Raw genomic sequence first — 19865 nt, 5'->3', positions numbered from 1 at the left:
AGGACAAGGACCTGTGATGGCACCCGCGGAACCGCACGAGGGCGACCGGCATCCGCTGTTCGTCGAGGAACTGACCGGCACACTCAGCGTGCACTCGCAGTATGTGCTGCACGGCAACATCCACGACCTCCATCTGGTGCACAGGAACGGCCGGGACCACTACCGCCCGCTCCTGGAGGTGCTGTGGAACCCGCTTCACCGGCTGGGCTACCAGGTACTCGTGGCCTGCGACCAGATCCACGGCTTCCGCCTGATGTACGCGGACCCCGAGGTGGCGGAGGCGGCGCAGACCCTGTTGCAGCCCTGCGGGTTCCCCGGAGTGAGCCCCGCCCAGCAGCGGAAGGCGACCGAGCAGTTGTGGGACATCACCTCGGGCTGGGCGGAGAAACGCCGCAAGGCCCGTCCCGACCATGCCGAACCGCCGCCGCTGCGTGTGGCGCTGGTGGTCGAGCATGCCTCGCGTCTGGTGCAGGACGTCACCCGGCTCACCACCGACGAACGGGACTTCTTTCTGGCCTGCCTGCAACTGGCCGACCGGGCGCAGCCGGTGCCGAAGCCCGGGGCCGCACCCAGGGCCCGGCACGCCACCGCTCTGTTCAACCCGGTGATCTGGCTGGCCGAGGGGGAGCGGGACCTTCCCGGCTGGCTGGTCGCCGGCAGTGAACGGATCCGCGCGGTGGCCGTCCCGGAACCCGATGCGGACGAGCGGCGGCGGATGGCCCGCCGGCTCCTGCGGGACGACCGGGAGCGGGCCGCCCCCACATCCCTCCAGGCCGGAGTGGTGACACCGAAGGACGAGGAGGCCGTGAGCGCCTTCGCCCGGGCGGCCGCGGGCATGACGCTGATGGCCATGCGCGAGAGCGCCGGCCTGGCGGCGGCGCGCGGAATCCCCTTCGGCTCGATGCCCGACGCGGTCCGGATCTACCGGCTCGGAGTGGAGAAGAACCCCTGGAGCCGTCAGGAGATCCGGCAGCGTGTCCTGAAGGGCGAGGACCCGGACGACGAGAGATCCGTCTCCCGGCGGGTGCTCGGCCAGGAGGCCGCCGTGTCGATGACCCTGGACATTCTCAAACGCGCCGCGCTGGGACTGTCCGGCGCCCAGGCGACCAGCCCCGGGCACCGTCCCCGTGGGGTGCTCTTCTTCGCGGGTCCCACCGGCACGGGCAAGACCGAACTGGCCAAGGCGGTCGCCTCCGTCCTCTTCGACAGCGACCAGGCCTACCTGCGCTTCGACATGAGCGAGTTCTCCTCCGCGCACGCGGCCGACCGGCTCGTCGGGGCGCCGCCGGGCTACGTCGGATACGAGGCGGGTGGAGAGCTGACCGCGGCGGTGCGGCAGAACCCGTTCCGGGTCATCCTCTTCGACGAGATCGAGAAGGCGGACAAGGGAGTGCTCGACAAGTTCCTCCAGGTCCTGGAGGACGGTCGGCTCACGGATGGCCAGGGCGTCACCACCTACTTCAGCGAGTGCGTCCTGATCTTCACCTCCAACCTGGGTGTCCAGCGCACCGATCCGGGGACCCAGGCGCGGCAGTGGATCGTCACCCCCAGCACGCCCTACCCCGAACTCGAAGCGACGGTCAGGAAGAACGTCAAGGAGCACTTCGAGCAGGTCATCGGCCGTCCGGAGCTGATGAACCGCATCGGCGGCAACGTGGTCGTCTTCGACTTCATCTCCCCCGAGGTGGCGGAGAAGATCTTCGATCTGCAGCTGCGGAACATCCGGCGGCAGTTGGCGGCCGGGCACCGCGTCGACCTCGAACTCACACAGGACGCGCGCGCCGTCCTCCTGGGCCACTGCACGGCGGACCAGTGGAACGGAGGACGGGGCATCGGCATGGTCCTGGAGACCCATCTGATCAACCCGCTGGCCCGGGTCCTGTTCGCCGCGCCCGACCTCGCTGCGGGCACGACCGTCCTGGTCTCTGGCGTCAAGCAGGCAGCGGACGGCCGGGTCGAACTCGCCGTCGACTTCGAGAAGGGGGAGACGGGCGTTGGACGTGCACTCTGATGGGGACCGGGACTGGATTCCCGTCCCGCCCGACGGGGCTGCGCCCCTGTGTACCGGTCCCGTCCTCCCTCCCTGCCCGCACTGCGCCAAGCCCCAGCCCTCCGGGCTCTCCGCCTGCCCGTCGTGCGGCGCCCGCGCCGACGGCGGCCCCCGTCCCGCCCCGGCGCAGCCGGCCGGTGGCGGACTGCGGCTGGTCTTCCAGGAGATGGGACGGTACCTGGACGTCGAGAGGGGGGAGACGGTGCGTCTGGGCCGCAGCGAGGAGTGGGCGCCGAGGGCGTCCGGCATCCTCGCGGAGGAGACCACGGTCTCGGGGCGGCACGCGTACGTCGAACACGCCGGGGACGGCACCGCCTGGGTGACCGAGGTGCGGGAGGGAGCCAGCAACGGCACCCTGGTCAACGGCCGGGTACTGGTCCCGGGGGTCCGGGAGCGGCTGAGCGAGGGGGACACGGTGGGGCTCGGCCCCCGGGCCGGCTTCCTGGTCCGGGGGCCGGCCCCGCGGCGCGGCACCGCCGGGGAGGAACAGCCGCGGGATCCTGGCGCTCCAGGGGGAGACCCGGCGGATGCCCGGTCTTCCGGCGCGGTGCACAACACGGCGCACACCCACACCGAGCCCGACTCCGACGGATGGATCCGGTTCTGAGCAATCGTTTGTCGAATGTCCTCCCCTTGTTCCTTCTATTGACCTGTCGGTGACGTGCTCTTAGCGTGGCAAGCGCTTTCTGCCTCTCGTGCCGAAAGTCACACCGCCATGCCTGCCGCGCAGGCACCCCCCACAGAAGGGCGATGTCCCGATGAGGTCGAGAACCCCGCTGTCCTTACTGGCCTGTGCCACCCTGGCGGCCGGCGCCGCCGTGGCCATGCCGGGTGCCACGGCGACGGCCGCGCCGGTCCGCTACGAAGCCGAGCGCGCCCCCGCCACCTGCGACGGCACCATCGACTCCGAACACGCCGGCTACTCCGGAACGGGCTTCTGCAACGGCCGGAACGCCGTGGGCGCGGCCGCCCAGTTCACGGTGGACGCCCCGCAGACCGGCACCGCGACGCTGTCGGTCCGCTTCGCCAACGGAACCACCGCCGCACGGTCCGCGGACGTCGCGGTGAACGGCTCGGCGGCCGCGTCGGCTTCGTTCGAGAGCACCGGCGTGTGGACCGGATGGAAGACGAAGACGCTCACGGTGCCGGTGAGGCAGGGTGCCAACACCATCCGGTTCAGCCCCACCGGCACGGGTGGCCTGCCCAACGTCGACCACCTCGACGCCGAGGTGGACGGCGGCGGCACCACACCGCCGCCCTCCGGCTCCGCGCTGTACGTGGCGCCGAACGGCAGCGCCGGCGCTTCCGGGACGGAGTCCGATCCGACGACGCTCACCTCGGCGATCAGCCGCGTCACCCCCGGCGGGACGATCCATCTGCGCGGCGGCACCTACCGCTTCTCGCAGACGGTCACCATCCCGCAGGGCAACGACGGCACACCGGGCGACCGTACGGAGCTGTCCGCCTACCCGGGCGAGAGGCCGGTGCTGGACTTCTCGGCGCAGAGCGAGGGTTCGTCGAACCGCGGACTCGCCGTCAACGGGTCGTACTGGCACGTCAAGGGCATCGTCGTCGAGCGGGCCGGTGACAACGGGATCTTCGTCGGCGGCAGCAACAACGTCATCGAGCGCACGGTGACGCGCTTCAACCGCGACACGGGTCTGCAGCTTTCGCGGATGTCCTCCTCCACCCCCCGCGACCGGTGGCCCTCCCACAACCTCATCCTGAGCGCGGAGTCGTACGACAACGCCGACTCCGACGGCGAGGACGCCGACGGCTTCGCCGCCAAGCTCACCTCCGGCCCCGGGAACGTCTTCCGTCACGCGGTGGCCCACAACAACATCGACGACGGCTGGGACCTCTACACCAAGGACGAGACCGGGCCCATCGGCGCGGTGACCATCGAGGACTCCCTCGCCTACGAGAACGGCACCCTCAGCGACGGCACCCAGAACCCCAGCGGCGACCGCAACGGCTACAAGCTCGGCGGCGAGGACATCGGGGTCGACCACGTCATCCGGCGCAGCATCGCCTATGACAACGGCAAGCACGGGTTCACCTACAACAGGAACCCCGGCAGGATGACGATGTCGGACAACATCAGCATCGACAACGCCCAGCGCAACTACTCCTTCGACGCCGGCACCTCGGTGTTCCGGAACAACGTCTCGTGCCGCAGCGGCAGCGGGTCCAACGACAAGACCGTCGGCGACGCCGACGGCTCGAACCAGTTCTGGTCCGGCTCGAACGGCTCCCGGTGCTCCTCGTACGCCGGTGCCATGAGCTGGTCCTTCGCCTCCGACGGACGCCTCGTCGTGTCCTTCGGCGGCAGGACGGCGACGCCGTGACCGCTGCCAGTCGGCCGGGATGAGGGCGTAGCCCCCGCCGGCGGAGCCCTGCGGCCGGCCGTGGGCGCACGGCCGGCCGCAGGACCTGCCTCTCCGGGCGGCCGGCGGCCGGACCCCGCGGTCCTCGCCGAACTCCTCCAACAGCGGAAGCGGTATCACCACGGCTGCCGGCGGGTCGCGCTGATCCTCAGAGACTCGGTCCACCGCATCCGCCCGACCTCGGCGGGGACGGAGCGCTCGCGCTCGCCGCCTCGCAGGAAGTCAGCGATCGCCTCCGGCGACTGGGCGCCCGGCCGCCCACGGCGACGGTGGGCGAGGTGCGCACACCCGGGCCTCGCCCCGGAACAGCGGCTCGTGCACGAGGACCTCGCCCGCGTCGCCGTCCAGCAACTCCGCGCCGAGGGGAGGCCGGCCCGCCGCGGCCACCTCGCCGATGACCGCCCGGTCGCCGATGCCCGGGCCCTCGACCAAGTTCGCGTGCGTCACGCCTTCGGCCGCGGCGTCCTGCGAGGCCGGCCCGCCGTGCCCGCAGGCCAGGGCGGTGGGCCGGTGGGCGTCGTGGCTGCCGACGCGCCACCTGGAGTCCCAGTGCGGCCCGGGCCCTCGCGGGCGGCCATCCGCGAGATCCGCGCCCGGTTCCGGGCCGGGGCGTTCGGCGACCGGTCAGTCCGAGGCGGTGACGGACGAGGCGGACAGACCGGCGGCGGCCATCTCCTCCCTGGTGAGGGGAGGTCCGTCGAGTTTCGGACGGCGGGGCCCGCGGAGCGCGGCGAGGGACAGGCGGGGGTCGCCCAGGACGGACGCCGGGCGTTCGAGGGAGGTGACATCGGTGATGCGGCGGGCCACCCAGCCGTTGCCGGTCGCGGTGTGGAGCAGCCTGTTGACATAGGCGGACGCGACCTTGTCCCGGAGGGTGGGACCGTGCTCGGTGGCGCCCGGGTAGAGCACGTCCTGACCGACCGCCAGGATCCACGCGGCGTCCACCGGCCCGGCCACGGCCCTCTGGACGTGCCGCGCCAGTCCCGGGGTGTCCCATCCGCGGCGCCCGACCGTGTTCCGCAGGGCGACGGCGCTCTGGGCCGCGGTGGACATCCCGTGCCCGTAACTGGGGTTGTAGGCCGCCAGGGCGTCGCCGAGGACGGCGAACCCCTCGGGCCAGCGGCGCATCCGCTCGTAGTAGCGGCGGTAGTTGGCGGTACTTCGGGTGCGGGTGACCTCGGTCAGGGGTTCGGCGTCCGCGATGAGCCTGCCGACGACCGGATGCCGGGGTGCTTCCAGGGCGAAGTCCATGAAAGCGCCGCCGTCCTCGGCCGGTTCGCCTCCGCGGGTTCCGAAGAGGGTCACGATCCAGCGCCCGTCCTCGATCATGATGAGCGAGGCGCCCCGTCCGGGGGCCTGCCGGGGGTCGGCCTGGACGATGACGGTGGGGAAACGCCCCAGGGCACGCACGGCGGCGGGGGCCCGGAAGACACGGCTGGCGTAGACGAGGCCCGGGTCGATCCTCCGCTCGGCCGGAGCGGGCAGCCCCAGGTCCCGCAGCCAGGAGGACGCGCGCGAGGCGCGGCCGGTGGCGTCGAGGACCAGGTCCGCGGCGAGCCGGTCCTCGGTGCCGTCGGTCCGGCGGACGCGGACGCCGGTGACTGCGGTCGCGTCGCCGAGCAGACCGCCGGCCGTGGTGTTCTCCAGGACGGTGACCCTTTCATGGCCGAGGACCTGCCGGCGAACGGTCCAGTCGAGCAGCTCACGGCTGCACAGAAGTGTGTGGTGGGACTCCTCCCAGCGGCGGAACCACCCCCGCGGGCTGAGGACGACCATGTCGGTGGGCACCGGCACGTAGTGCGCTCCGCGCCCCCTGAGCAGACCGGCGGTGCCGGGCAGCAATTCCTCGACGGCCCTGGCGCCGCCGGACCACAGCACGTGGGTGTGCTGCGCCTGGGGCAGCCCCCTGCGGGGCCCGGGCCCTTCGGGCAGGGTGTCGCGCTCCACGACGGTGACGGTCGCGAAGTCGGCCAGGGCGCGGGCCGCGAGCATGCCGGCCAGGCTGCCGCCGAGGACTATCGCGGACCTCGCGGATCTCATGGGGCGGGGGTGTCGTTCCGTGCGGCGGGTGTGCTCTCCGGCCTGACGGCCGAACTGCGGCGGACCGCCTCGACGATGCCGGGGTGGCGCAGTGCCACGGAGACGGCCTCGACGTCGCGGAGCAGGCTGTCGGGACTCCTCCACTCGGCGCCCCTGCCCGGGTCCTCCGCGCGGGCGGCGATGGCGGCGGCGACGGCCACGGCACCGGCGACGCCCTCGGCCTCCCGGGGGGTGAGCCGCCGGCCCAGCACCTCACCGAGCACGGGACCGGGGTCGAGGACCGCCCGGCGGGCCCGGCGGTGCAGCTCGCGGTCCAGATACGGGGCCAGGGTGTAGAGGCTGTCCCGTATCTCCTTCTCCCGGATCGTCAGGGACGTGTGGATGTCCGGCTTGCCGACGAGCGTGGAGGGCCCGGCCGGGACGTGCTCCTTCAGCAGCCGGCACAGGGGCAGGAGCCTGCGGTGGCGCAGGCCGGCCCGCCAGAACTCGTAGGCCGCCTGGCCCGCGTGAGGGACCAGGAAGCCCGCGCCGACCAGGATGGAACCGATGGCGCCGGCCAGCGGGGCGGCCTGGGTGCTGAGCCAGTCCAGATCATGGCCGCTCCACCGGCCGACGACCGCGGTGAGCTTGAAGCCGTTGAAGGAGAGGGTGGCGATGTAACCGGTGCCCATGAGCAGCAGTCCGGTACGGAGCCATGCGTCGACGCGGCGCACCCGGCGTTCCCATGACCACAGCAGCACGAAGTTGACGGTGTTGGCGACGGTGTGGGCCACGATGTAGAGCGTGATCATCTCGCGCAGGTACGGCTCGTCGGCGTAGTACGTGTCGAAGTCGCGCAGGCGCTCGACGGCGGGATCACCGAGGGCGAAGAGCACCCACAGCGCGACGATGACCAGCGAGTACACGGCGATGACCCATCGCATCACGCGGCTGGCCGACGGAGTGATCCCGTCCCGCCACGCGGTGAGCATCAGCAGGCAGCAGGCGCTGAACGCGGTGAGCAGGCTGTAGACCCAGGGCGCCGCGATGTTGGTCACGCCCGTGGTCCGGTTGATCAGTGCGATGCTCTGGGGGGCCGCGGAGGCGAGGACGAGAAAGGCCATGACCAGCAGGAGACTCGCCACGCGGAGCAGCGATTCGCGCCGCGCGCGGATGGTGGACCGCATCTTGAGGAACAGGGGCAGCAGCGCCACGACCGCCGCGAGGTAGTAGATGTGGGGGATGACGTCTTCGGAGGCGTCCATGGGCGGTCCGGCCGTCTCACCGGGGACCGAGAGTGGTCCGCAGCCGGGTCACCACCGCGTCGGTACGGGCAGGGCGGGGGACGGCCAGCGGGTCGTCCACGAGCCATCTGCGGAAATCCCTGTACAGGCGCACGCCGAACGCCTCGGCCTCCCCCTCCTCCCGGGCGTCGCAGTGGCTGCGCGCCGCGGCGTACAGCACCGCGCCGTCGCCGGGGCCGTCCGCGGGGGACAGCATGCGGGCGGCGGCGGTGCCGCCTTCCACATGGCTCAGGTAACTGCTGTGGCCCTGGTGCAGGTGCCACAGCTCGTGGCCCACGATGATCGGTTTCTGCGGGGCCTCCACCCTGCGTTCGACGAGGATCACGTCCCGCTCCTCCAGGGACAGCATCAGTCCGGTGATGCCGCCCGCCTCGCGCGGCAGTTCCTCGACCCTCAGCTCGAGAGGGCGGCCCCGGAGCGCACTCATCTCCCGGCACAGCGCCCGGCACAGTGACTCCGCGTCCGTCGGCACCTGCAGTCCGGGGTCGCGGCTGAGACCGTCCATGAGCCGGCGGACGAGCTCGTCCATGGCCTTCCGGGTGCTCCTGCCGATGCCCCTGCGTCCTCGGCCCTCCCTCATCATCGTCCGGGCTCCGAGTCCGTGACGAAATCGACGACGAACCTGGCGATGGCCTCCCGCTGAGCACGGGTGAGGGCGGGCCCGCCGCCGCGGGCGGCGATCGCCCTGGCGCCGTGCTCCCCGACGAGAGCGGCCAGGGGGTCGTCGTGCCTCTTCCCGGCCGGTTCCGACTCCAACCGGCCCACGAACGGGCGGAGTTCACGGGTCAGCGCGTCGTGGGGAGGGTCGGTGAAGAACGTCAGCGGTACCCCGAAGTAGTCGGCCAGCGCGGCGAGATGCGGCACATTGGGGCACTTCCCGCCCTGGAGGAGACTGCGCGCCCAGGCGCCGGTCACTCCCAGGCGGGCCGCCACCTCGCCGACGATGTCGGCCGGTCTCCTTCCGCTCTGCCTCAGGCGCCGCTCGTACAGGAAGTTCACCCGCCGGGGAGCGGTCTCCCCCACCTTGCGCTCCCGCACCCTCCCGCCCCTCAGCAGGGTGCGGATCTCTCTCGTACCGAGGCCGGTGGCGGCCGACAGCTCACCGAGGTCCAGGACGTCGTCGCGGGTGAGTCCCCTGCTCTCCGACAGAGCGTCCAGGCGCTCCAGAACCTCGTTCAAGGAGTTGTGAGAGGCCTCGGTCACCATACCCTCCGAACGGTCGTCACCCGATGGTAAGCCGAGACTACGGCCTGTGTCGCGGCCAGGGCCATTCTCCGGAACGATCGTTGCCGGACGGAGAACTGACGTTGGCGTCCGTGCCGCCGTCCGCGCGGGTGGGCGGACGCCTCGGCGGACGGCGACCGGGGCGAACCGGGCCCGGACGTGCCGCCGCCCGTCCGGGCCCGGAGAATACCGGTGCCGGACGGGCGGCGGGTCGTGCCGTTATCCGGCGTAGGTCTCGTACTCGGCGACCTTCGGCGTGCCGGACGAACCGGTGATCTCGAAGGTGATCTTGCGCAGCGAGATCTGCGGGAAGGTGATGACACCCGCTCCGCTGCCCGACTTCAGGACGGCGCCGGTGTCGTGGTCGAGGACCCGCCAGGAACCGATGTTGCCCTCGGAGCCCGCCGCCTCCCGGATGTTGATCTTGGATACTGTGGTGGCGGAGCCCCACTTGATCGAGATCGATCCGGTCGATCCGGTGGGCGACCAGTAGGAACTCATGTCACCGTCGCGCACGTTGCCGTAGCTCGTTCCGCTGGCCTTGCTGGAACCGTCGGAGCCGGCCCCGATGCTGAGGTTGGTTCCGCTGGGCTGGGACGGCGTCGGCGTGGGGTCGGTCGGGGTCGGCGTGGGGTCGGTCGGCGTCGGGGTCGGGTCCGGCGTCTGCGGCGAGCAGCTTCCGTCCGACACCTTCAGGCCCTTGCCCGCCCCCGCCGTCTGGCTCACGACACTCGGCACGCAGTCGGCGCCGTCGAGGTCGTAGGAGTAGGGGATGCCGACGGTGGTGTTGGACTGCGGGTTCGGCCCGGCGGGGTTGTTCTCGCTGCTGCGGCTGGACCAGGTCACGTTGTCGAAGACGTTGCCGCCGACCTGCCAGTAGCCGGCCTCGTCGGTGTAGAAGGTGCCCAGGACGTCCTTGGAGTCCTCGAAGTAGTTGTTGTCCACCTTTGCGCGGGCTCCGGCACGGGAGTTGATGCCGGACTTGTGGATGTCCACGTAGTGGTTGTTGTAGATGTGGGCTATGCCGCCGCGCAGCAGGGGGACGCGGGAGTCGATGTTCTCGTACAGGTTGTGGTGGTAGGTGATGAAGCCGTTGGAGCGGTCGCTCTCGCTGGAGCCGACCAGGCCGCCGCGGCCGGAGTTGCGCAGGATGCTGTAGGACAGGGTCACGTACTTGGTGTCGTCCTTCATGTCGAAGAGGCCGTCGAACCCCTCCGACTCGCCACCCGACGCCTCCAGGGTGACGTGGTCGACCCAGATGTTGCGGACGCCGCTCTCCATGCCGATGGCGTCACCGCCGTTGGACGTGGGCGAGCCCGACTTCTTGACGTTCTTGACCGTCACGTTCTGGATGACGATGTTGCTGGCCTCGCGGATGTGGATGCCCACCTGGTCGAAGACGGCTCCACCGCCGACCCCGACGATCGTGACGTTGCTGATCTGCTTGAGTTCGATCCTGTCGTCGTCGGTGTTGCAGCTGTCGCCCGACACCTTGCTGGTGTTGCCGTGGTTGATGGTGCCCTCGACCTGGATGGTGATCGGGGTGCTGCTGCTGGCCCGGCTGCACAGGGCCTGGTGGATCGCTGTCCCCGTGGTGGCACGGACGGTCTGCCCGCCCGCGCCGCCGGTGGTTCCGCCGTTCTGGGTCGCGTAGCCGGTGGGACCGCTGGGCGCCGCCGATGCCGCGGGCATCGTCAGGACCACACCGGTCGCGGTCGCGAGTGCCATCGTGGCCAATCCCGCGTAGAGCCGCAGTGCGACTGCTCGTCTCATCTCGTCTCCCATTTCCTCTTCGAACACTGAGCGGTGTTACTTAATGTCGTGCGCATGACATTCAACTGTCGGTCTGTCGGCCTGCCGCCGGGCAGGCCGGTGATCGGCCCGGGAGCGGATCCTCTCCTTGGTGTGGGTGGTTTCGGTGGTTCGCCGCGGGCGGTGGGCCTTGGGGGTCGCCGTGGCCGGGCTTCCGCCCGCCCCGCCGGAGGGCGCGGGCGCGGTGCCGCCGCCCGCGGGGTGGCTGTCCGAGCCGGCGGTGTGGTCCGCCATCCGTTACGTGAGGCCGTCGCCGTCGAAGTCGCCGTGAACGGCGCGATGCGTCTTCATTGTGGCGTATGCCCTTTCGATTCGTTGCACGTCGACATCCCGGGTAAAGCCTTCGCGGCGGACCGGCGGCGGCCTGCATGCGAGGTCGCGGCAGGTGCCGTGGTGGCCGCCTTCCGGTGGAGCAGTCCTCACGGGCGGGAAAGCGCTTTCTTTCGGTGAGAATAGGGTGACGTCCGCTGGAATGGCAAGGCTCCGGAAGGTTGCGGAGTACACCCTTCCGTCTCATCCGGCGGCCGTCGCCCGTGGCCACCGCCGAAGGGCCGGCCGGGATCTTGTACGTGGCGCGACCCGCGGGCGCGGGTGCGGCGCCGGGGCCGCCAACCGCTTTGCGGAGCAAGGGGGTCAGGGGCTTCAGCCGTACGCCGGTCCCGGCGTACGGGCCCGCATCCGCGAGTTCCGCCCCCGTGGGAGGGATCACCGTGAGGCGGTGGGGGCGGCGTGCCGTCACACCGCTGCCGCGTACTCCCTGAGGGGCGGGAGGGAACCGGCGTGCTCGTTCCGGGCCGGGGCGTGTCCGGTGGGCGGACCCGGCGTGGATCCTCCGTGCGGCGACCGCGTGTCAGGGGGGGCAGACGCGGAGGGGGCCGTGACGTCCGGTGCGTGACCGCCCGGGCGTTCGCCGGCGAGGTCGGTACGGGCGCCCCCGGCCGCGCCGGTCCGCGTCGATTCGCCGGCGGCCGTCTGCCGTGCGCCGGTCATGGAAGCGGCCGGGCGGGCCGGACCGGGTGGTGACCACCGCGCCCGGCGTACGGGGGGCGGGGGCGTGGCGAGGCCCGCGGGAGAAGCGTCCCGGTACGCGCCGCGGGGGCCCCGGGCGGTGGAGGACGCCGTCCGGATCCCGTCGAGCGGGTTTCCGGTATCAGTGCGGGCGGGGCGGGGTGTCCCACACCCCGCCCCGCCCGCATGCCCTTCAGACTCCGGCCGCCTGCCGCAGGCTCAGAGGCCGCATGTCCGTCCACACGCGGTCGATGTGGTCCAGGCACTGCTGCCTGGTCCCACCGGTGCCCTCGGCGGACCACCCGTCGGGCAGTTCGCGGTCCGCCCGCCAGATGGAGTACTGCTCCTCGTGGTTGCGGACGACCAGATAGCCGGCCTCGTGGCTGTCGCTCATCGCGTCACGTCCTCTCGCACTCGCTCGGTCCACGGGCACAGCGTGCCCGGAGCCGCGGAACCTCCACAGGGACGAACGCGCGGCGGTGTCCGCACGCGTCGCCGCCGGTTCTTCTCTGGTGCCCCCGCCGTGCACCCCGGCAGTGTGCTGGACGGCCGGACAGGGCCGAACCCTCCCGAGCCCGCCGAACCCCCTGGAAGGAGCTCCGCCATGTCGGACGTCCCGGAGAACGTGCGTCTCCCCGCCGGGGGATGGCGGCTGTGGGAGCACTTCGCGCTGCGCGGCCCCGGATTCCCCGCCGGGGGAGTACTGAGACTGGCCCCGCCCGGACTGGCCCTGGCGGCAGACAAGTTCGGCCCCGGGCAGGAACGCGACGGGTCCGAGTGGGAGGCCTTCACCGAGGCGTTCTCCGCCGCCGCCGTGCACACCGCCGAGCTGCTCCAGCGGATCGCCGCCATGCCCCGATTCAGAGCGGCGGTGGCCTGGCAGAACCCGGCCGTGCTGCGCACCGGTATCGCACCGTTTCTGAACTGGACGCCGACCGCGGCCGGACGTACCAGCATGCCGCGCCAGCGCGAGGAGCTGGTGGCGCACTACTGGCAGCGCTTCTGCGTCAAGAACGACACCATCGGCTTCTTCGGCCCCGTCGGCTGGGGCCGCTGGGACCTCTCGGCACGGGGCGTCACCGTCGATCCCGGCGAGGGGTTCCTGGCCGGCTCACGGGTGTACTTCGCGAGCTGGGCCGTCGACGCACTGGCCAGGTCGCTCGGAGAGGACCCCGCCCTGATGGCGTGGATACCCCCGTGCCGGGTGTCGTTCGTACGCGTCGCGGACGGGGCCGTGCGGCTGCCGGGCCGGCCACCCCAGCGGATCACCGAGACCGAGCGCACCGTACTGGACCTGTGCGACGGCAGACGGACGGTCGCCGAGATCGCCGCGGAGGCGGGGATCGGGGAGAGGGAGGCGGCCGGGACCGTGCGCCTGCTCACCGGGAAGCGGTGGGCGCACTGGCGGCTGGACGTGCCCTCGAGCACCCACCCGGAACGTGCGCTGCGTGCCGTGCTCGAGCGCGTCGGAGACCGGCGGGCGCGTGAGCGGGCCCTGGAGAAGCTGGCCGTGCTGGAGCGCGGACGCGACGCGGTGCAGGCCGCGGGGACGGACGCCGACGCCCTCACCACCGCCATCGGGGCCCTGGAAGCCGACTTCGCCGCACTGACCGCCACCGCCGCCCAGCGCGCCAAGGGCGAGCGGACCGCGCCCTGCCGGGGCCTGGTCTACTCCGACGCCCGGCGCGCGGCCACCGCCACCGCCGGTGCGGCCCTGCTGGCGGAGCTGGCGCCGCTGGAACTGTGCCTGACCGCGGCGCGCTGGATGACCAACCGCTTCGCCGAGGCGGTCGGCGCCCGTATCCGGGAGGTGTACGACCGGCTGAGGGCACAGGCGGCGGACAAAGACGCCGGGGGGAGCGGGGGAGTGGTGGACCTGGGCACGCTGTGGCTGGAGTGCCTGCCCTCACCGCATCCGAAGGCGGCCGGTGACATCGACGCGATCCAGGCCGAGCTGCGGGCGAAGTGGGCCCGCGTCCTGGAGGCGCCGCGGGGCGCGCGCCGGGTGCGGCTGGCCGGCGAGGACATCGCCGCGCGGGTGCGCGAGGAGTTCGGTGAGCCGGGCGCGGGATGGTCGCTGGCACGCTACGTCAGCCCCGACGTACTGATCCTGGCCGAGGACCGCGAGGCGCTCGGGCGCGGGGACTTCGAACTGGTCCTGGGCGAGATGCACTGCGCCCTCAACACGATGGGCGCCTCGCTCTTCGTGCACCAGCACCCCGATCCGGCCGAACTGGTGGCCGAGACCACACGCGACTTCCCCGGGCCGAGGCTGCTGCCGATGCTGGCCAAGGAGCTGCCGCTGAAGTGGTCCGCGCGCAGCAGACCCTCCCTGGAACGGCCCGAGGACTACTGCGTCGCCCTGGTCGACCAGACCGGCGACCCGCACCGGCCGCGCACGGTCCTCGGCGCCGACGTCGCGGTCGAGGAGCGTGGCGGCCGGCTGGTCGCCGTACTGCCGGACGGCGCCGAGTTCCCCCTCCTGGACGTCTTCGCCAACACCCTCACACAGCGCGTGATGGACCGCTTCACCCTGCGTCCCGATGGGGAGCACACCCCGCGGGTCACCATCGACAGGATGATCGTGGCCCGTGAGACGTGGGCGTTCCCGGTGGCCTCCCTCGCCTTCGCCGAGGAGAAGACCGAGGCCGGACGCTTCGTACGGGCCAGGCAGTGGCGGCGCGAACACGACCTGCCCCGCTTCGTGTTCGTGGTCTCCCCGGCCGAACCCCGTCCGTTCTACGTCGACTTCGACAGCCCGGTCTACGTGACCATCCTGGCCAAGGCGCTGCGCCGGCTGGCCCGCAAGGACCCCGGGGCCCGGGTGAAGGTGAGCGAGATGCTGCCCACCCCCGAACAGGCCTGGCTGACCGACGACGAGGGCAACGCCTACACGTCCGAACTGCGCTTCGTCGCCGTCGACCGCACGGTCACCGACCCGGCGGCCGCCCGCACGGGCGGGGGGGCGTGATGCGCACCTTCGTCGACGACATCGCCGGGCACGCCGCCCGCGCCCCCCGACGGATCGCGCTCACCACCCCCGGCGGTGATCTGACCTACGCCCGACTCGCCCACCGGATCGACGCGCTGGCCTCCGTCCTGCTGGAGCGGGGCGCCGGTGCGGAGACGGTCTGCGCGGTGGCCGTGCCGCGCGGCGCGGACGCCGTGGTGGCCGTGGCCGCAGCCGTACGCTGCGGGGCGGCCTTCCTCACCCTCGACGTCGAACAGCCCTCCGCGCGGCTGGCCGCGCTCGTCCGCAGCGGCGGCGCCGACCTGTTGCTGACCACCTCCGACCTGGCCGGTCGCCTCGACCTGCCCGTGCCCGGCCGGCCGGTGCTGACGGATCGCCTCACCGCCGACGCCGCGACCGCCGCCACCCGGGCGGCACCGCCCGATCCCCGCGCGCTCGCCTACGTCAGCCACACCTCCGGGACCACCGGCGAGCCCGGCGCCGTGCTGGTCGAGCACGGGAGCCTGGACTCCTACCTGCGCTTCATCGCCCGCGACTACGGACTGGGACCCGCCACCGTGGCGCTCCAGACCGCGCCGCCGGGCTACGACGCCTCCATCCGCGACACCTTCGCGCCGCTGCTGGCCGGCGGCCGACTGGTCCTGCTGCCCCGCGCGGAGCTGCTGCGGCCCGAGTCGTTCGGCGCCGCCGTACGCGCCCATTCGGTGACCACGTTGCTGAGTGTGACCCCCTCCTTCCTGACCTTCCTGGCCGGGAGGCCCGACGCGCGGCGGCTGTTCGCCGGGCTCGAACTGGTCGTCTCCAGCGGCGAGTCGCTGCGGCCCTTCCTCGCCGCCGGAGGGCGCGCCCTGATCCGGGGCACCCTGGTCAACCAGTACGGCCCGACGGAGTGCACCATGACCTCCACCCGCCACGCCGTCCCCGCCGAGCCCGACATCACCGCCGACATCGTGGGCACACCCATCGACGGCGTCGTGGTGCGGCTGCTCGACGACGCTCTGGAGCCGGTGCCCCGAGGGGCCGTGGGCGAGGTGTGCATCGGCGGAGTCGGCGTGGCCCGCGGTTACCGCGGCCTGCCCGCCCGCACCGCCGAACGCTTCGTCCCCGACCCCTTCGGCCCGCCCGGCGCCCGGCTGTACCGCACCGGAGACCTGGCCGAGGCGGGGCCCGGCGGGCTGCGCTATCTCGGCCGGAACGACCGTCAGGTCAAGATCCGCGGCCACCGCGTCGATCCCGCCGAGGTCGAGGGCGCCCTGCTGGCCCACGCCCGGGTGGCACAGGCGGTGGTCACCGCCGGCACCGACGACCTCGGACGCGGCCACCTCACCGCCCACATCACGGGTGATCTGGCGGACGTCACCGACGCGGCGCTGCGCGTGCACCTCGGGCGCACCCTGCCGCCGCATCTGATGCCCCGCCGGTTCGTACGGCTCGACGAGCTGCCCACCACCCGCGGCGGCAAGGCCGACCGCCGCACTCTGGCGGGAACGGGGCCGGGCACGGGATCCCGTGCGGGAGGCGCCCCGTGACCACCGCCGTCGAACCGGGACCCATCGACCTGTACCTCGCCGCCCGGCGTATCGCCGCGCACATCCGGCGCACTCCGCTGCTGCGGATGCCGGCTGTGGCGCCGGAGGTGCTGCTGAAGGCCGAACACCTCCAGTACGGAGGCTCTTTCAAGATGCGCGGGGCCGCCAACGCCGTCCTCGGACTGCAGGCCCGCCGCATCGTCACCGGTTCCTCCGGCAACCACGGGATCGCGCTGGCCGGGCTCGCCGCACAACTGGGCATCCGTTTGACCGTGGTGCTCGCGGCCGGCGCGAACCAGGCCAAGGCCGCCCTGATCCGCTCCCTGGGCGCCGACACGATCGGTGCGGCGGGAGGGGTCGGCGAACGGGACGCGGCGGCCCGCGCCCTGGCCGCGGAGACCGGCGCGGTGTTCGTGCCCTCCTCCGACCATCCGCTCGTCGTCGCGGGCCAGGGGACGGTCGGGGCCGAGATCCTCGCCGATGTGCCCGACGCCGTCGCCCTCTACGTCCCCACCGGCGGCGGCGGACTGCTGGCCGGGGTCTGCCTGGCCGCCCGGGACCACCCGGTACGGGTGGTCGGCGTCGAACCCGCCACCATGCCCCGCTACGCCCGCTCCCTGGCGGCCGGCCGCCCCCTGTGCCTGCCATCCCGCGACACCGTCGCCGACGGGCTGCGGTGCCAGCGGCCGGGTGCGGTGCCCTACCCGATCGTCCGCGACCGCGTCGACGACATGGTCACGGTGTCCGACACCGACGTCCTGGCCGCGGTGGACCTGCTCAACCGCCGCGGGATCAGGGCCGAACCCAGCGGAGCAGTCGCACTGGCCGGCGCGCTGCGCGAGCGCAGGCGCGGCAGATCCGTCGCCGTCGTCTCCGGCGGCAACACCACCGCGGCCCTGAGGGCCGCCACCGCCCGACACCACCTGGAGGAGATCCCATGACCGCCACCGATCACACCACCACCCCCACCGCCACTGCCACCGCCACCGTCGATCTGCTGGTCGCCGTCTACCGGGAGACCCTCGGCGTGGCCGGCCTCGACCGCGACAGCGACTTCTACGAGGTCGGCGGCGACTCCCTGACCGCCTTCCAGATCACCGGCAGGATCCAGGAGGCCCTGGGGGTGGAGGTACCGGTCTCGCTCGTCTTCGCCTACCCCACGCCCGCCGACCTCGCGTCCGTCGTCGACTCCGACTTCGTCCAGGTGTGAGGAGAAGACCGTGACCGACACCCGTCTGCCCGGCGGACGCTGGCGGCTGTGGGAGCAGTTCGCGCTGCGCGGCCCCGGGTTCCCCGCCGGGGGAGTGCTGAGACTGGCCCCGCCCGGACTGGCCGCCGCCGCCGACAAGTTCTCCCCCGGAGAGCTGCCGACCGGTGAGCGGTGGGACGACTTCGCCCGCCTGTGCGCCGATGCCGCGGTGGAGACCGCCCGCGCCCTCCAGGACATCGCCCGCACCCCGGCCTTCCGCGAGGCCGTGGCCTGGCAGAACCGGCCGGTGCTCGACTCGGGCCTCAAACCGTTCTTGAACTGGACGCCGACCGCGGCCGGACGTACCAGCATGCCGCGCCAGCGCGAGGAGCTGGTGGCGCACTACTGGCAGCGCTTCTGCGTCAAGAACGACACCATCGGCTTCTTCGGCCCCGTCGGCTGGGGCCGCTGGGATCCGCACACCGACGGGGTGGAGGTGGACACCGGCCGCGGCCTGGTCGCCGACTCCGAGGTCTACTGGGCCGGCTGGGCCGTCGACGCCCTCGCCGCGACGATCGGCGCCGACCCCGCGCTGCGGGAGTGGACGGCCCCCCGGCGCGTTCCCTTCGTCCGCCTGGACGGCACCCGGGTCACGGTGCCGGGCCGGCCGCCGCAGACCGTCGGCGAGGCCACCGCCGCCGTCCTGGCGCGGTGCGACGGCGTGCGGACCGCGCGGGAGATCGCCGCCGCCCTGCCCCGCACCGACGTGCCCGCCGTGCTGGAGGACCTGGTCGCGCGGCGCTGGGCGGTGTGGCGCGTGGAGGTGCCCGCCGGTGCCCACCCCGAACGCTCCCTGCGGGCCTGGCTGGAACGGGTGGGCGACACGGAGGCGCGAAGGCGCTCGCTGGGCGCGCTGGATGCCCTGGAACGGCACCGCGCCCGGGTACGGGACGCGAGGGGCGCGGACGCGCTGGTGAAGGCTCTGACGGAGCTGGAGGAGGAGTTCACCGCTCTGACCGAGACCGCCGCCGTGCGGGAGAAGTCGGCCGGGACGGCACCGTGCCGCGCCCTGGTGTACTCCGACTGCCGTCGCGCCGCCACCGCCCGCCTCGGCCCCGCCGTGCGCGACGCCCTCGCTCCGCTGGAACCGCTGCTGACCAGCGCCGGCTGGCTCACCGCCCGGCTGGCCGACGAGGTGATGAAGCGGGCCAAGGAGGTGTACCGCGGCCTGGCCGCGCACGGGCCGGTCGATCTGGCCGCGTTCTGGTTCGCCTGCATGCCGGTCCTGCACGGCGACGCACCCGCGGCGGCGGCCGGGATCCAGCGCGACTTCCAGAACCGCTGGAAGGAGATCCTCCGACCCCCGACGGGAGCCCGCCGGGTGCGGCTGCCGCTGGAGAGCGTCGCGGGCCCGGTGCGCGAGCGGTTCGGCGGGCCGGGCGGCGGCTGGACGGCGGCACGCTACATCAGCCCCGACATCATGATCGCCGCCGACGGGGCGGAGGCCGTCGCACGCGGCGACTTCGAACTCGTCCTGGGGGAGCTGCACCTGGCGGCCAACACCCTGGGCGCCTCCCTCTTCGTCCACCAGCACCCCGACCCCGGCGAACTGACCGCGCTCACCGACCGCGACCACCCCGGTCCGCGCCTGATGCCGCTGCTGCCCAAGGAGCACCGGTCCCGCCTGTCGGCCCGCATCCGGCACGCCCTGGTCCGGCCGCGGGACCACCAGGTCGCCCTGCTCGACTTCACCGCCGACCCCGGCCGGCCGCGCACCGTCAACAGCGCGGACGTCGCGGTGCGCGAGCGGGACGACGGAGAACTGGCGGTCGTCCTGCCCGACGGCGCGCAGTTCGCGGCCGTGGACGTGTTCTCGCACGTCCTGACCACCCTGGCGATGGATCTGTTCCGGGTCCTGCCCGAGACCGCCCACTCGCCGCGGATCACGGTCGACCGGCTCGTGGTGGCCAGGGAGACCTGGCGGATCCCCGCGGGCGCGGCGGACTTCGCCGCCGAGAAGGGCGAGGCGCGCAGATTCCTGCGGGCCCGCCACTGGCGGGGGGAAACCGGTCTGCCGCGTTTCGTGTTCGTCACCTCGCCGGCCGAACCCCGCCCGTTCTACGTCGACTTCGACAGCCCGGTCTACGTGAACGTCCTGGCCAAGGCGCTGCGCCGGCTGGCCCGCAAGGACCCGGACGGGCAGATCGTCGTCACCGAGATGCTGCCCACTCCCGAGCAGACCTGGCTGACCGATGACGAGGGCCGCTCCTACACCTCCGAGCTGCGCTTCGTCGCCGTGGCCGACACGGGGGAGGTGTAGCCCCGGCCCCGCTCCCGGCTCCGAACCCGGGCCGTGCGGCGGTCCCTCCGGA

At 72.8% G+C, this 19865-nt stretch carries 15 protein-coding genes; 8 read left to right on the top strand and 7 right to left on the bottom strand.

The features are described from left to right. Positions 1-16 precede the first annotated feature (16 nt). The 3 genes from ACGRHY_RS00520 (at position 17) to ACGRHY_RS00510 (ending at position 4398) form a co-directional block, all read left to right on the top strand. Entirely contained in the window at positions 17-2011 is a 1995-nt protein-coding gene (locus tag ACGRHY_RS00520) for an AAA family ATPase (RefSeq protein WP_394633394.1), read from the top strand. Then, complete coding sequence (locus tag ACGRHY_RS00515; RefSeq protein ID WP_394633393.1) at positions 2001-2657, top strand: FHA domain-containing protein; 657 nt, start codon at positions 2001-2003, stop codon at positions 2655-2657. Before ACGRHY_RS00520 ends, ACGRHY_RS00515 begins: the two co-directional genes overlap by 11 nt. Before the next feature lie 151 nt (positions 2658-2808). Then, entirely contained in the window at positions 2809-4398 is a 1590-nt protein-coding gene (locus ACGRHY_RS00510; protein ID WP_394633392.1) for a right-handed parallel beta-helix repeat-containing protein, read from the top strand. 261 nt (positions 4399-4659) lie between these two features. On the opposite strand, the gene ACGRHY_RS00505 is transcribed toward ACGRHY_RS00510, so the two are convergent. The 7 genes from ACGRHY_RS00505 to ACGRHY_RS00475 form a co-directional block, all read right to left on the bottom strand. Continuing rightward, positions 4660-4884 carry a hypothetical protein gene (locus ACGRHY_RS00505; RefSeq protein WP_394633391.1) on the bottom strand — a complete coding sequence of 75 codons (225 nt, stop codon included), beginning with the start codon at positions 4882-4884 and terminating at the stop codon, positions 4660-4662. A gap of 177 nt (positions 4885-5061) precedes the next feature. Beyond that, positions 5062-6477 (bottom strand): FAD-dependent oxidoreductase, encoded by a 1416-nt coding sequence (locus ACGRHY_RS00500; protein ID WP_394633390.1) that lies wholly within the window; start codon positions 6475-6477, stop codon positions 5062-5064. Then, positions 6474-7721: an MAB_1171c family putative transporter gene (locus tag ACGRHY_RS00495; RefSeq protein WP_394633389.1), complete on the bottom strand. Its 1248-nt coding sequence runs from the start codon at positions 7719-7721 to the stop codon at positions 6474-6476. The genes ACGRHY_RS00500 and ACGRHY_RS00495 overlap by 4 nt, the downstream gene beginning before the upstream one ends. 16 nt (positions 7722-7737) lie before the next feature. Further along, positions 7738-8289 (bottom strand): toxin-antitoxin system, toxin component, encoded by a 552-nt coding sequence (locus tag ACGRHY_RS00490; RefSeq protein ID WP_394633388.1) that lies wholly within the window; start codon positions 8287-8289, stop codon positions 7738-7740. A 50-nt stretch (positions 8290-8339) separates the two neighbouring features. Beyond that, positions 8340-8939 (bottom strand): transcriptional regulator, encoded by a 600-nt coding sequence (locus tag ACGRHY_RS00485; RefSeq protein WP_394633387.1) that lies wholly within the window; start codon positions 8937-8939, stop codon positions 8340-8342. A gap of 264 nt (positions 8940-9203) precedes the next feature. After that, entirely contained in the window at positions 9204-10757 is a 1554-nt protein-coding gene (locus ACGRHY_RS00480; protein ID WP_394633386.1) for a pectate lyase family protein, read from the bottom strand. A gap of 1240 nt (positions 10758-11997) precedes the next feature. Further along, complete coding sequence (locus ACGRHY_RS00475; RefSeq protein WP_394633385.1) at positions 11998-12198, bottom strand: MbtH family protein; 201 nt, start codon at positions 12196-12198, stop codon at positions 11998-12000. Positions 12199-12408: 210 nt separating this feature from the next. Between ACGRHY_RS00475 and ACGRHY_RS00470 the strand changes: the two genes are divergently transcribed. Genes ACGRHY_RS00470 through ACGRHY_RS00450 form a run of 5 tightly spaced genes read left to right on the top strand, consistent with a single transcriptional unit; the run spans position 12409 to position 19813 of the window. Continuing rightward, a complete protein-coding gene (locus tag ACGRHY_RS00470) occupies positions 12409-14775 on the top strand; it encodes a lantibiotic dehydratase (protein WP_394633384.1) in 2367 nt (788 codons plus the stop codon). Then, the gene (locus tag ACGRHY_RS00465) at positions 14775-16304 is read left to right on the top strand and encodes an amino acid adenylation domain-containing protein (protein WP_394633383.1); all 1530 of its coding nucleotides are present in this window, start codon (positions 14775-14777) and stop codon (positions 16302-16304) included. The genes ACGRHY_RS00470 and ACGRHY_RS00465 overlap by 1 nt, the downstream gene beginning before the upstream one ends. Continuing rightward, entirely contained in the window at positions 16301-17245 is a 945-nt protein-coding gene (locus ACGRHY_RS00460; RefSeq protein WP_394633382.1) for a threonine ammonia-lyase, read from the top strand. The genes ACGRHY_RS00465 and ACGRHY_RS00460 overlap by 4 nt, the downstream gene beginning before the upstream one ends. Then, complete coding sequence (locus ACGRHY_RS00455; protein WP_394633381.1) at positions 17242-17514, top strand: acyl carrier protein; 273 nt, start codon at positions 17242-17244, stop codon at positions 17512-17514. Before ACGRHY_RS00460 ends, ACGRHY_RS00455 begins: the two co-directional genes overlap by 4 nt. Positions 17515-17524: 10 nt before the next feature. Beyond that, positions 17525-19813, top strand: coding sequence for a lantibiotic dehydratase (locus ACGRHY_RS00450; RefSeq protein WP_394633380.1), 2289 nt, complete (start codon positions 17525-17527; stop codon positions 19811-19813). Positions 19814-19865 lie beyond the last annotated feature (52 nt).

The sequence above is a fragment of the Streptomyces shinuiensis genome (assembly GCF_043660855.1).
Taxonomy (GTDB): domain Bacteria; phylum Actinomycetota; class Actinomycetes; order Streptomycetales; family Streptomycetaceae; genus Streptomyces.
The sequence above is the reverse complement of the archived record's forward strand: the minus strand, read 5'-3'. Positions and strand labels throughout refer to the sequence as shown.

Coding starts and splice junctions, on each gene's coding strand:
- ACGRHY_RS00520 (WP_394633394.1), top strand. CDS start 17: ATGGCACCCGCGGAACCGCACGAGGGCGACCGGCATCCGCTGTTCGTC.
- ACGRHY_RS00510 (WP_394633392.1), top strand. CDS start 2,809: ATGAGGTCGAGAACCCCGCTGTCCTTACTGGCCTGTGCCACCCTGGCG.
- ACGRHY_RS00500 (WP_394633390.1), bottom strand. CDS start 6,477: ATGAGATCCGCGAGGTCCGCGATAGTCCTCGGCGGCAGCCTGGCCGGC.
- ACGRHY_RS00495 (WP_394633389.1), bottom strand. CDS start 7,721: ATGGACGCCTCCGAAGACGTCATCCCCCACATCTACTACCTCGCGGCG.
- ACGRHY_RS00490 (WP_394633388.1), bottom strand. CDS start 8,289: ATGGACGAGCTCGTCCGCCGGCTCATGGACGGTCTCAGCCGCGACCCC.
- ACGRHY_RS00480 (WP_394633386.1), bottom strand. CDS start 10,757: ATGAGACGAGCAGTCGCACTGCGGCTCTACGCGGGATTGGCCACGATG.
- ACGRHY_RS00475 (WP_394633385.1), bottom strand. CDS start 12,198: ATGAGCGACAGCCACGAGGCCGGCTATCTGGTCGTCCGCAACCACGAG.
- ACGRHY_RS00470 (WP_394633384.1), top strand. CDS start 12,409: ATGTCGGACGTCCCGGAGAACGTGCGTCTCCCCGCCGGGGGATGGCGG.
- ACGRHY_RS00465 (WP_394633383.1), top strand. CDS start 14,775: ATGCGCACCTTCGTCGACGACATCGCCGGGCACGCCGCCCGCGCCCCC.
- ACGRHY_RS00455 (WP_394633381.1), top strand. CDS start 17,242: ATGACCGCCACCGATCACACCACCACCCCCACCGCCACTGCCACCGCC.